Here is a 13,099-nt window from a genome sequence, read left to right as displayed (position 1 = left end):
TAGTATAGTGCTCTTACAAACGTAAGATATTTTTGCAAGAATTTGCTGTATAGAATAGCTTATTTTAACAATAGCCCAAAGTTGTTATTGTATTTTATTCTCTCGTTTTATAGTGAATTTTTCAATGCTAATTACGGCTAAAACACCAAGAATGTAGGCAAGTAAATCCATCCAGGCAAAAGAATTTCCAAGAACTATTTTAGCGATTTTGTAGTGCTGTAAGCCTAGTTTTTCAACTGCATTAAAATATTGTGCGATTTCGATAGCAAATGAAAAGAACAACACAAAACCTGCGGCAACCCAAACCGACACCTTTAAAAATGATTTTAGAAAACAATAGAGTAGCATAACCACTAAAAAATCTCCTAAATAAGGTCTTATAAAGTTGTCATGAACAAACAAGGCGATGGCTATTTCTAAGAGAAAAAGTAAAACTGTAATAGCAAAATAGGTGCGGTTGAATTGTAACATATTGGTTGGTTAGCGGTTTGGTACTTTACTTTTTATTGCATTCGTTTTTGTTGTTCACTGATTTGCATTGTTTTCTCAAGCCTTGACAGTCTGGTCTTTTCTTGTTTTGCTGTCATTATCCAATGTATCATTACCTTTTTGTAGGAAGAAGCTTGTGCATTAAAAAAGTCCCAAGCTAATGGGTTCGTTTTAAATTGGCTTTCGTAATTTGGGGCAAGAGCAACCAGTTCTTTTTCGTGAGAATAAATTCTGGATTTGCTCTCTGTTCGTAAATCAAATGCTTTTTGTCCTTCAGGGGTCATTAGCTTGGCTTTAGTGAGTTCCTCCACTTTCTTGATGTTGATGGCACTCCAAATACTGCTGCTTCTTCGAGGCGTAAAACGGATGCTGTAACTTTCAGTATCAATTGATTTTCGAACACCGTCTATCCAGCCAAAGCAAAGTGCTTGATCTACGGATTGCGACCAAGTCATGGAAGGTATGGCGCTACTCACTTTATAGAAACCAACGAGTAGTTCGGTTTCTATTTTGTGATTTTCTTCTAACCATTCTCTAAATGCTGCTTGTGTTGTAAAAAAGGTTGCTGCCATTTCAAAATGAAGTTTGTTAAATACCGTAGAAAAATACAAAAAAAAGAGGAATCTAGATTGCCCGTATTTACCCTAATTGTTAGCGCAGTCGGACATTAAGGGTGAAATTTTTAATATTTCTAATTATTTCTAATTTTTATTTTTTAGCTTTTCTAAAATTATGTCGTTTTGTAATTTTAAAATTTTTACTTGATTTTCAGGGATAGCGTTTGATTGAAATAATATTTTGTTTTCTAATTCATATCTATTCTCAACGTATTTTTTGTTTGAAATATTGGAATATTTTCTAGAATTATTGGGATAATAGAAATAAAAGCAAAAATCAACGCGATTATTGTTAATCTTTTGTTGTTAACAAACTGTTTTTCAGCTGTTTTAGATTGTAATTCTGCTACCTCAAATTGTTTTTGGTTGCTTTCTTTCAAGAAGTTAAGAATTTCCTTTTGTGTTAGTTCTGGGTCTTTAAATAAAGATTGTAGATTTGGATTAATGCTTGGGTAAATATTCGCAGTATTTAATTTTTTAAACCAGCTAAAATCGATATTGTTTTTTTCCATTTTATATAATTTTAACAAACTTTCTGACAGCTAGTACATACTAAAAAAAATTAATACATACACCCAAACAATGGCAGTTTTGTGAAGTTTTTTTCTCTTTATACTTCTTCAAATTTATTAAAATTTTCTTACAAACCGTAAAATTGGCTTTTAGTTTGCAGGATTATTGCTGAATTTAAATAGGACTATTTTAGTTGTCGTTACCATTCATTTGCGTGAGGGATAGCAGTGGAAATCCTTTTATGAAGCGTAGCGAAATAAAAGATTGCAACGAATAGCCCGACCTTTTTAGGGCACGCCCAAAATGATTTCCCAAATGGTAATTAAATTTTTAAATTATCTAATTTTCTTCCTAAAAAGTATTTCAATTTTGGTTGTCAGGAAGCTGCTTTTTTCCTTTAAGAGATGAAAAACATTTTTTTGATGTAGATTTCAAATTAACCTATCTTTGCCAGCCGAACAATCGGGTGAAATACGTTACTATGAAGTTTGATTTATTAAAAAAAGATCCGCAGTCCAAAGCCAGAGCGGGAACTGTTACCACTGATCACGGTGTGATTGAAACTCCAATTTTTATGCCTGTAGGAACCGTAGGTTCGGTGAAAGGGGTGCATCAACGCGAATTGAAAGAAGATATAAACCCAGATATTATCTTGGGAAATACCTACCATTTATACTTGAGACCACAAACCGAAATCTTGGAAAAAGCAGGCGGTTTGCATAAATTCATGAACTGGGATCGTAATATTTTGACGGATTCCGGTGGATACCAGGTGTATTCACTTTCGGCAAATAGAAAAATCAAGGAAGAAGGAGTGAAGTTCAAATCGCACATTGACGGTTCATACCACTTTTTTACGCCGGAGAATGTGATGGAAATTCAGCGTACCATTGGTGCCGATATTATCATGGCTTTTGATGAGTGTACGCCGTATCCTTGTGATTATAACTACGCAAAACGTTCCATGAAAATGACGCACCGCTGGTTAGACCGTTGCATCAATCATTTAGACACGCAGCCTTTTAAATACGGATACGAACAAACATTTTTTCCCATTGTTCAAGGAAGTTGTTACAAAGATTTACGCCAACAATCGGCCGAATATATTGCGAATTCCAATCAACAAGGAAATGCAATTGGCGGACTTTCAGTAGGGGAACCTGCCGAAGAAATGTATGCGATGACCGAAATTGTTTGTGAAATCCTACCGGAAGACAAACCGCGTTACCTGATGGGCGTGGGAACTCCGATCAATATTTTGGAGAATATTGCCCTTGGAATTGACATGTTTGACTGTGTGATGCCTACGCGTAACGCCAGAAACGGAATGTTATTTACAGCAAATGGTACAATAAACATCAAAAACAAAAAGTGGGAAGATGATTTTTCGCCAATTGACGAAATGGGAATTACTTACGTGGATACTGAATATACAAAAGCGTATTTGCGTCACCTTTTTGCTGCCAACGAATACCTAGGGAAACAAATTGCTACGATACACAATCTTGGGTTTTATATGTGGTTGGTTCGTGAAGCCAGAAAACATATCTTAGCGGGCGATTTCAGACCGTGGAAAGAAATGATGGTGAAGAATATGAACCAACGTTTGTAAATTTGTTAATTCGGTTATTTGTTTAATCGAATAACCAAATCAACGATTAACCGAATACACTTTATGTTAACAATAATAGACAGATACATCCTAAAAAGATATTTAGCCACATTTGCGGTGATGCTGTTGTTGTTTATCCCCATAGGAATCGTTGTTGACGTATCAGAGAAAATCAATAAAATGCTGGAAAATAAAGTTCCGTTTATTGAGATTGCACTGTACTACTACAACTTTACGGTTTATTTTGCGAATTCCCTGTTCCCGATATTTTTGTTTTTATCGGTGATTTGGTTTACCTCAAAACTGGCAAATGATACGGAGATTATTGCTATTTTAAGTTCCGGAATTTCATTTACGCGCTTTTTAAGACCTTACATAATTGGAGCTTCCATTGTTTCCGTTTTTGTATTGCTAATGGGGTTCTTCGTGGTTCCGGCAGCCAGTGAAGGGTTCAATAATTTTAGGTATACGTACTTGAAAGGTGGCGGTAAAGAAGCCATGCGGGGAGATAATACGGACGTTTACAGACAAATTAGTGATGATGAATTTATCTATGTCAATAGTTTTAATACAGAGTCTAAAACAGCTTTTAATTTCTCGCTTGAAAAGTTTAAAAACCAGAAGTTAGTTCATAAAATTACCGCTACCAGAATAAAATGGAACCCGAAGGACAGCACCTACACCATGTATGATTATACCAAAAGAACGGTAGGGGAACTCAATGATAAGATTGAAAAGTCACCTGAAAAAAAGGCTGTTTTTACTTTTGATTTGGAAGATTTAACGCCGGTGGTTTACATTGCAGAAACCTTAAGTTTAGGGAAATTGAATGCCTTTATTAAAAAAGAACGGGAGCGAGGGTCTTCTAATATTAATGTGTATTTGGTGGTTTTGTATAAAAAATATAGCGTTCCGGTATCGGCATTTATTCTTACCATTATTGCCGTTGCCGTTTCGGCCATGAAACGAAGAGGCGGAATGGGAACTAATTTAGCCATAGGAATTGCATTGGCTTTTGCCTTTGTATTTTTTGATAAAATCTTCGGCGTATTGGCCGAAAAATCGAGTATTCCACCCATGTTAGCCGTTTGGTTGCCTAATATTGCTTTTGGAATTTTAGCCATTTATTTGTTACGAAATGCAAAACGATAAATTAAAAAGTTATTTAAACCTTCATTTGATCGTTTTCATTTGGGGTTTTACCGCTATTTTAGGCGCTTTAATCACGATAACGGCGGATGCTTTAGTGTGGTACCGCATGTTTTTTGCAGGGCTGTTTTTAGCTTTGTTTATTGCATTCAAAAAGATATCCTTTAAAATTCCTTTAAAATCGTTTTTCAAATTGATTTTTGTGGGATTATTGATAGCCTTGCATTGGATCTTTTTCTTCAAAGCGATTCATGTTTCCAATGTTTCCATAACACTATCCGTCTTTTCGCTGGGAGCGTTTTTTGCTTCCATTTTGGAACCTGTTTTTTATGGTCGAAAAGTATTGTGGTACGAAGTATTTTTTGGCCTCATCATTATCGCTGGTCTGGCATTGATTATGAAGGTCGAAATTAACTATTTGGACGGAATGCTATACGCTTTGGCATCGATTATACTAGGTGTTTTGTTTACGCTGATGAATGGAAAATTGATAGAAAAACACGAACCATCAGTAATTGCTTTTTACGAATTTCTGGCAGGTGTTTTCTTTATTACGATTTACTTTTTGTTCCAACAAAAATTCACCGAGGACTTTTTTATACTGACAGCTAATAATTGGATTTTAATACTGATTTTGGCTTCTATTTGTACGGCTTATGCGTTTACCGCGTCTGTAAAAGTTATGCGGAAACTAACCCCTTATACCGTAATGCTGACTACAAATTTAGAGCCGGTCTACGGGATTGTTTTGGCCTATTTCATCCTTGGCGGAAAAGAGAAAATGAGCTTTGAGTTTTACATCGGAGCACTAATAATTGTAATCACCGTAATCCTGAACGGAGTTATAAAACACTATCAAAAGGACAAATAAGAATAACTTTCTCAATGTTTTGAGAAGCAAACTTTTACACATAAATATAAAATTTACCTTTTTGAACGATTTAAAATTTTATATTTGCGGTTCCAAATAAAAACAAAAACGCAAAAATCCTATGGAATATTTAGATTTTGAGCTTCCAATAAAAGAACTAGAAGAACAGTTAGACAAATGTCTTATTATTGGTCAAGAATCGGATGTTGATGTAACGAATACTTGCAAGCAAATCAACAAAAAGTTAGAAGAAACTAAAAGGTATATTTATAAAAACTTGACAGCTTGGCAACGGGTACAACTATCAAGACATCCAAGCCGTCCTTACACAATGGATCACGTGCGTGCTTTATGCGGTGAAACTTTTCTGGAACTTTTTGGCGACAGAGGTTTTAAAGACGACAAAGCCATGATTGGTGGTTTAGGTAAAATTGATGGACAGTCGTTTATGATTGTGGGGCAACAAAAAGGATTTAACACCAAGACACGTCAGTTCCGTAATTTCGGAATGGCAAATCCTGAAGGATATAGAAAAGCGTTGCGATTAATGAAAATGGCAGAGAAATTCGGCATTCCTGTTTTGACTTTGATCGACACTCCGGGAGCTTATCCGGGATTGGAAGCAGAGGAACGCGGACAAGGGGAGGCGATTGCCAGAAACATATTTGAAATGATTCGTTTGAAAGTGCCTATTATCACAGTAATTGTTGGTGAAGGAGCTTCTGGAGGAGCATTAGGAATAGGTGTGGGTGACAAAGTGTACATGATGGAAAATACGTGGTATTCTGTTATTTCACCAGAATCGTGTTCTTCTATTTTATGGAAAAGCTGGGAATACAAAGAACAAGCGGCCGAAGCATTAAAATTGACTTCTGCTGACATGAAAAAACAAAAATTAGTTGATGATATCATCCCGGAACCTTTAGGTGGAGCACACTATGATAGAGCGACAGCTTTCAAAACGGTGGAGCAATATATAATGAAAGGTTTTAATGAGTTGAAAGACTTATCAACAGAAGAATTAATAGCCCAAAGAATGGATAAATACAGTAAAATGGGCGAATATAAAGAGTAAAATCTTACAAATTAATCTTTAATCCGAAGCCTCGCCGTTTCGGATTTTTTTTTGGTTATAAACAAAAAATAGTTACTTATGAACAATTATTTGTAACAACTCAATGGCAATATTTTTTTAATTTTTGCTACTTTCGCTCTATGGAAAACTTCAGAAATATAAACCCTGTAAAGGTGGATAAAACAACAATTATAAGCTTAGAAAAAGGGAAATTGCCTCCTCAGGTTCTCGATTTAGAAGAGGCAGTGCTGGGTGCCATGATGATTGATAAAAAAGGAGTAGATGATGTGATTGACATTTTACAGCCTGATGCTTTTTATAAAGATGCACACAAACATATTTTTGAAGCTATTGTCCAGCTGTTTACAGAAACACAGCCTATTGACTTATTAACCGTTTCTGCCCAACTTAAAAAAAATGCAAAATTAGATTTGGCAGGCGGTGATTTTTATTTAATTCAGCTGACGCAAAAGATTTCCTCTTCGGCACATATTGAATTCCACTCCAGAATCATTTTGCAAAAATTTATTCAGCGTAGTTTAATTCGAATATCTTCAGAAATTATCGAAGAATCCTATGATGAAACAACAGATGTTTTTGATTTATTGGACAGAGCCGAATCCAAATTATACGAAGTAACACAAGGGAACATTAAACGTAGTTCCGAAACGGCTCAAAGTTTAGTTTTGCAAGCCAAGAAAAGAATCGAGGAAATTGCGGGCCAAGAAGGACTGAGTGGTGTTGCGACAGGTTTTGATAAATTAGACAAGATTACTTCGGGCTGGCAACCAAGTGATTTAATTATTATAGCGGCAAGGCCAGCAATGGGTAAGACCGCATTTGTATTGTCGATGGCACGAAATATGGCAATCGATTACGGAATGCCGGTTGCCTTGTTTTCCTTGGAGATGGCATCAGTTCAGTTGATTACGCGTCTTATTTCATCGGAGACAGGCTTGTCATCAGAGAAATTGCGTACCGGAAAACTGGAAAAACACGAATGGGAACAATTAAGTACCAAAGTTAAAAATTTAGAGAAAGCACCTTTGTTTATTGATGATACCCCTTCATTGTCTATTTTCGATTTAAGGGCTAAAGCAAGGCGTTTGGTTTCGCAACATGGTATCCGAATTATCATTGTCGATTATTTGCAATTGATGACTGCAGGCGGAAACGGAAAAGGAGGAGGAAATAGAGAGCAGGAGATTTCTACGATTTCCAGAAACTTAAAAGCATTAGCAAAGGAATTAAATGTTCCGGTTATTGCTCTTTCTCAATTATCGCGTGCGGTAGAAACCCGTGGTTCCAGTAAAAGACCTTTGCTTTCTGACCTTCGGGAATCGGGGGCGATTGAGCAAGATGCTGATATTGTATCGTTTTTATACCGTCCTGAATATTACAAAATTGACGAGTGGGATGATGATGAAGCCTCGCCAACTGCCGGACAGGCAGAAATAATGATTGCCAAACACCGTAATGGTAGTATAGAAAACGTTCGGTTAAAGTTTATTGGACATCTGGGGAAATTTGATAATCTGGAAGATTTCAGCGGTGGATATGATGATTTACCATCGAGCATGAATCAAGAGGACAATCCTTTTATCACTAAAAATTTACCATCTGCGAATGACGCTTTTGGAAGCAATTTGAATGATCCGGATGATGACAGTGATGTTCCGTTTTAGAAAAAGAAACAAGTTAGCTATCGTTTTTAGAATATAAAATTAAAAAGCCTGAATCAAATATAGATGATTTAGGCTCTTTTAATTTGGCAATACATAGGATGTGTTTTGTTAAAACAATAAAAAGTAGTAGTTTAGCTAACGACTTTTAATTTTAAAAATACAGTTGACCAAAACCCAAATCCTATGTCACAAGAAACTACTCCAGAAAACCATAAACAGACAAAAATTGTAAATGCAATTCCTTTAAAAACAGCACAAAAATGGGCAAAACGTTGGTCTAAACAAGAAGGGAATTACAACAAACACCATGAATTACATGCTTTTTTAATTCCAAAAATAGATTTGTTGGAAGTATTAAGAGAAGATGTAGATGCTGTAAGAGCTTACATTGGGATAAATGATGAAGGTGTGGAGAAATTAATGATTGTAGGTACAAAATACGATCCTGTAACTAAAATTTATGTAGATATGATTAGCGTTGGTGTTGAAAATACGACAGCCCAGCCAGATGATATTTATGATTTTACACAGCCTTGTCCTACGGCATGTGATCCTGAGAGTCCAATGTTTAAATAACCAACCTACATGTTAATCCTACTTGCAAATATTGGGAATATACTTCTAATATTTAATTTAATTCTTTTTAGTATTGGATTTAGAAAACAACAAAAAGCTTTTAAGATTTTTGCGTGTTATTTAGGTGTAATATTTATTATCCAGATGGCTTCTAAAATTTTGATCAGTTTTCATTTTCAAAATTTATATTTGTCTCATTTCTACTTTATCGGACAATTTATTCTTTTAAGTTTTTTTTACTGGACTCTTTTAAAGAAAGAGTATCAAAAAAAAATAATTATAATGAGCGTTGTTTTATGTTTACTGGCATTAGGAATTCAATATTCAATTAGCCCAAACTTATTTTTTAAATTTAATTTGTTTGAGATTTTTATTACTTCGTTTTTGATTATCATATTCACAACCTTTCATTTTTATAATTTGTTAAATGAAAAAAAAGAGTATTATTATATTAATATCGGGATATTAATGTATTTATTTGGCAGTACGATATTATTTCTCGTTGGTAATTTAATGTCTTCACTGAGTCCAAAATTAAATTTAGTACCATGGATTTTAAATGCTTTTTTGTACATCATTTATCAGTTTTTCATTTTATTTGAATGGAAAAAAAGTTTTTCTAAAAAAACAATAATTACTACTTTATGAAAGTAATACAAGAAAGTGAAATAATTGAAATTGTAATTTATAGTTGTGTCGCTTTTCTTTTAATGGGATTGGTTTTGGTATTGTTTTTCTATTTTTCAAGAAAGAAAATTATTCAGAAAGAATTAGAAAAAAAAGATTTAGAAATTCAGTATCAAAAAGAACTTTTAAGCGCTGTCATTATTACTCAAGAAGAAGAACGCAAGCGTATTGCCCAGGATTTGCATGATGATATTAGTTCTAAACTCAATATAGTTTCTTTGAACAGTCATTTGCTTACCACGCCTAATTTAACCGAAAATGAGGTAGTTGAAATCACGACCAATATTATTAATCTTAGCACCAAAGCACTAGATAATTCAAGAAAAATTGCTCACGGTTTGTTACCGCCTGTTTTAGATAAATTTGGATTGCATGCCGGTGTTGAGGAATTGTGTTTGGAATTTAGCAGTTCCAAAGCGGTAAAAGTAAATTATGAAAATAAAACTATGTTTGATATCATAGACAATGATAAACATTTACATGTATTTAGGATTTTACAAGAGTTGATGAATAATTCATTGCGTCATGGAAAAGCATCCCTTATTTCGATTGTTTTTGAAAATAAGAAAGAAAAGAATTGGTGTTTTTATACGGATGACGGAATTGGTTTTGAAATGAAAAATAATGAAAATCAAAAAGGTCTTGGAATGAAAAATATAGAAAGCAGAATCGCTTTTTTAAACGGTAAAATGACCTTGGAATCATCAATCAACAAAGGAATCTCAGTAGTTTTTAATTTTTAATTAATGAATAAAACTATAAAAATAATAGTAGTAGATGATGAAATTCTTTTTAGAAAAGGAATTTGTTTTTTATTGGGCCGCGAAACAAATATTGAAATTATTTTTGAAGCTTCTAATGGGGATGAACTAATTTCTTTCCTCCAAAAAAATAAAAACAATCATCCTGATATTATCATCATGGATTTAAAAATGCCCGTGATAAATGGGGTTGAAGCAACAAAGATAATCCGAAAGGAATTTCCAGAACTAAAAATCATTGCGCTGACCAGTTATGATTCTAAATCTTTCGTGGCTAATATGATCGATGTAGGTGCTGTTTCGTATCTGATAAAGAATACAACTCCTCAAGAATTACTGACAACAATAAAAGAAGTCGCTTCAAAAGGATTTTATTACACGGATTATGTCCTGAAAATCATTCAGTCTGATGTATTGACAAAAAAAAAGACCAAGAGTAATTTTGATAGCAACTTTCTTAGTCCACGGGAGATTGAAGTGCTTAAACTTATTTGTATTCAAAAAAGTACGGTGGAAATTGCAGCGCAACTTTATATAAGTCCAAGAACTGTAGAAGGACATAGGAATAATTTATTGCTGAAAACCGAATCCAGAAATATTGCCGGTTTAGTAGTTTATGCCGTTCAGAACGAATTGATGTTACTGAATGATTAATGCTATAAAGGAATTGTGAAGTTAATTTTTTTGAATGTTTGCATCAAGAAACCCTAAGTAATTTTTCTGATCTTTTATGGAGTTTAAATTGGAGTTTGTATTCCTTTAAATCTTTTTCAAAAATTGTTTCGATTAATTTTTTTACGGATTTTTTTCCACCAAAATCTCTCAAATAGAAGAATAAAAAATCGGGAGCTCTAATTGTTTTAGACTCACTGTCAAATTCAGTTTCTAGACAAATAAAATCTTTGGTAACTGTAGTAAGTTGTTTCTCAATTTTTTCACAATCGAAATAATCAATAGTTTTTTTCTCCAAATTAATACTTCTCAATGCAAAATGGATTCTGTAATCGACTTTGCTTACGGCTAAGGTTTTTATAAAATTAGAGTAGAATGGATTCGTAATATATCCAAAACCAATTCTAAATTTGTATTTTCTTAAAATACCGTGTTCAATATCATTTAATGAAAATACTGCGCGTGCAATTTTGATCCTTTTCAGATTGAAAATTTCTTTTCCTTGTTTTGTTTCTTTTAAGGAGATAAGGTAAAAAGCATTGTAAATATTTAGCCAAAAAGTTTTTTTAAAATCATCCGTATTTAAACTTTTTTCAAGTTTTGCTTGTCTTATGTAAAAAAGTTGTCTCCGCAAGGGGAGTGTATCTTTCCCTGATTTTGCAACAGAAAGAATATCTTCTGATAAAGTGGTGTAATAATTTTTCACATTAATGGGGTATTGTATTTATGACTTAAAAGGATATTAATTGAAAAGAAGTTGATAACACAAGACATAGAAAGTAATGATGAGTATTATTAATAGGACGATTACAACATTTTTAATAAGATTATTAATATTGTCGGGGCTGTTTTTTTCTGGTGAATTCATTATTAAATTTTTCATCTTAGTCGATTAGGGGATACCTGCAAATTTAGGAATAGGAAATTGTTTGGCTATACGTATTTTTACGTGTTTTATTTCTAAAATTATTTTAGGAGTTGATTTAATAGTTAAATTTTATGTATTTGAATCGCTTACTTTCTATCTTTGGTGTATAAAAATTAAAAATCGATGTCGAAACCATTGCTATATATTCTTATTTTTTTGCTGACAATAACAGCAAAAGCTTCTTTTATTTTGTTGCCAATGGATGAAACGAGTCAGCAAAATCATCTTAAAGCATACGGCATTACATATTGGTGTTTAGATAAAAATTATAAAGCCAGTTGGTTGCTCAACTATCGTGGAGGTTCTTTTTTATTGCCTGATGTGGAGGAAATTCGCAAGGAATGTCAAATTAGAGGAGTGAGTTTTGAAGTTATTTCCGATGGTGATGCAGTGACAATCTTGAATGAAATATCCAGTCCTTCCCAAAATATGGAATCTGTTGTATTGGAAAAAGCACCTAAAATTGCTGTTTATACTCCAAAAGGGAAACAACCTTGGGACGATGCGGTGACTATGGTTTTGACTTATGCAGAAATTCCTTTTACACCCATTTATGATGAAGAGGTTTTGAGTGATCAATTGTTACTCTATGACTGGTTGCACCTGCATCATGAGGATTTTTCGGGACAGTACGGTAAATTTTATGGTGCTTATAAAAATACACCTTGGTATATTGAGCAAAAGAAAGAGGCAGAAGCACTGGCAAGTAAATTGGGATTCCCTAAAGTCTCTCAAGAAAAAGGCGCTGTCGCTAAAAAAATTAGGGATTTTGTCATAGGAGGTGGATTTATGTTTGCCATGTGTTCAGCAACGGATAGTTTTGATATTGCGTTGGCAGCCGATGGTGTAGATATTTGTGAAGCCATGTTTGATGGAGATCCCAGTGAAGGAAATTATCAATCTAAAATGAATTACAGCAATTCATTTGCTTTCAAAGATTTTATTTTAGAAAGAAGACCGGAGCAATATGAATTTTCAGATATTGATATGACTTCAAAACGAAGAGTTCCTATGGAGAAAGATTATTTTACTTTAATGGAATTTTCGGCAAAATGGGATCCAATTCCTAGTATGTTGTGTCAAAATCATACGCAATTAGTAAAAGGATTTATGGGACAAACCACAGCATTTGATATTCCTTTAATTAAATCGAATATTCTGGTGATGGGTACTTGTGAGGTTAATGGTGAAGCGCGATACATTCATGGTCAAAAAGGAAAGGGAATGTTTACGTTTTATGGAGGGCATGATCCAGAAGATTTTCAGCATCAAGTGGGTGATCCGCCAACGGTTCTGGATTTGCATCCTAATTCGCCGGGGTATCGTTTGATTCTGAATAATGTATTGTTTCCGGCAGCAAAAAAGAAAAAACTAAAAACGTAGTATAAAATAAAAGCCAATCGCAATCGATTGGCTTTTGTGTTTTTAGCCCTGATGGCAGTGACATCCTTTCTTTGCCTTTTG

Annotated in this window: 14 protein-coding genes; 10 read left to right on the top strand and 4 right to left on the bottom strand. The window is 33.9% G+C overall.

Annotated elements, in window-relative coordinates; translation table 11 throughout:
* Positions 1-84: 84 nt before the first annotated feature.
* From ACNQGD_RS08220 to ACNQGD_RS08210, 3 genes are all read right to left on the bottom strand, one after another.
* Positions 85-471 carry a ribosomal maturation YjgA family protein gene (locus ACNQGD_RS08220; protein ID WP_417998963.1) on the bottom strand — a complete coding sequence of 129 codons (387 nt, stop codon included), beginning with the start codon at positions 469-471 and terminating at the stop codon, positions 85-87.
* A gap of 32 nt (positions 472-503) precedes the next feature.
* Positions 504-1,061, bottom strand: a complete 558-nt coding sequence (locus ACNQGD_RS08215) for a YdeI/OmpD-associated family protein (RefSeq protein ID WP_417998962.1) — start codon at positions 1,059-1,061, stop codon at positions 504-506.
* Between the two features lie 233 nt (positions 1,062-1,294).
* Positions 1,295-1,618 (bottom strand): hypothetical protein, encoded by a 324-nt coding sequence (locus ACNQGD_RS08210; protein WP_417998961.1) that lies wholly within the window; start codon positions 1,616-1,618, stop codon positions 1,295-1,297.
* 482 nt (positions 1,619-2,100) lie between these two features.
* Between ACNQGD_RS08210 and tgt the strand changes: the two genes are divergently transcribed.
* The 9 genes from tgt (at position 2,101) to ACNQGD_RS08165 (ending at position 10,689) form a co-directional block, all read left to right on the top strand.
* Complete coding sequence (gene tgt / locus ACNQGD_RS08205; protein ID WP_417993977.1) at positions 2,101-3,231, top strand: tRNA guanosine(34) transglycosylase Tgt; 1,131 nt, start codon at positions 2,101-2,103, stop codon at positions 3,229-3,231.
* A gap of 63 nt (positions 3,232-3,294) precedes the next feature.
* A complete protein-coding gene (locus tag ACNQGD_RS08200) occupies positions 3,295-4,383 on the top strand; it encodes an LptF/LptG family permease (protein WP_417993976.1) in 1,089 nt (362 codons plus the stop codon).
* Entirely contained in the window at positions 4,370-5,251 is an 882-nt protein-coding gene (locus ACNQGD_RS08195; RefSeq protein ID WP_417996656.1) for a DMT family transporter, read from the top strand. Before ACNQGD_RS08200 ends, ACNQGD_RS08195 begins: the two co-directional genes overlap by 14 nt.
* 121 nt (positions 5,252-5,372) lie before the next feature.
* Positions 5,373-6,326, top strand: coding sequence for an acetyl-CoA carboxylase carboxyltransferase subunit alpha (locus tag ACNQGD_RS08190; RefSeq protein ID WP_417998960.1), 954 nt, complete (start codon positions 5,373-5,375; stop codon positions 6,324-6,326).
* A 140-nt stretch (positions 6,327-6,466) separates the two neighbouring features.
* On the top strand, positions 6,467-8,011 hold the full coding sequence (dnaB, locus tag ACNQGD_RS08185; protein WP_417993973.1) for a replicative DNA helicase: 1,545 nt from the start codon (positions 6,467-6,469) through the stop codon (positions 8,009-8,011).
* 183 nt (positions 8,012-8,194) lie between these two features.
* Complete coding sequence (locus ACNQGD_RS08180; protein WP_417998959.1) at positions 8,195-8,587, top strand: hypothetical protein; 393 nt, start codon at positions 8,195-8,197, stop codon at positions 8,585-8,587.
* 9 nt (positions 8,588-8,596) lie between these two features.
* Entirely contained in the window at positions 8,597-9,235 is a 639-nt protein-coding gene (locus tag ACNQGD_RS08175; RefSeq protein WP_417998958.1) for a hypothetical protein, read from the top strand.
* On the top strand, positions 9,232-10,017 hold the full coding sequence (locus ACNQGD_RS08170; RefSeq protein WP_417993970.1) for a sensor histidine kinase: 786 nt from the start codon (positions 9,232-9,234) through the stop codon (positions 10,015-10,017). The genes ACNQGD_RS08175 and ACNQGD_RS08170 overlap by 4 nt, the downstream gene beginning before the upstream one ends.
* 3 nt (positions 10,018-10,020) lie before the next feature.
* A complete protein-coding gene (locus ACNQGD_RS08165; protein WP_417998957.1) occupies positions 10,021-10,689 on the top strand; it encodes a response regulator in 669 nt (222 codons plus the stop codon).
* Positions 10,690-10,732: 43 nt separating this feature from the next.
* Here ACNQGD_RS08165 and ACNQGD_RS08160 read toward each other — a convergent pair whose 3' ends face one another.
* A complete protein-coding gene (locus tag ACNQGD_RS08160) occupies positions 10,733-11,413 on the bottom strand; it encodes a DUF547 domain-containing protein (protein ID WP_417998956.1) in 681 nt (226 codons plus the stop codon).
* A gap of 345 nt (positions 11,414-11,758) precedes the next feature.
* Between ACNQGD_RS08160 and ACNQGD_RS08155 the strand changes: the two genes are divergently transcribed.
* Entirely contained in the window at positions 11,759-13,018 is a 1,260-nt protein-coding gene (locus ACNQGD_RS08155) for an asparagine synthetase B (RefSeq protein ID WP_417998955.1), read from the top strand.
* The last annotated feature ends 81 nt before the right edge of the window (positions 13,019-13,099 follow it).

The sequence above is a fragment of the Flavobacterium glucosi genome (assembly GCF_048286535.1).
In the GTDB taxonomy this organism is placed as follows: domain Bacteria; phylum Bacteroidota; class Bacteroidia; order Flavobacteriales; family Flavobacteriaceae; genus Flavobacterium.
This window is presented reverse-complemented; position numbering and strand designations above follow the sequence as displayed.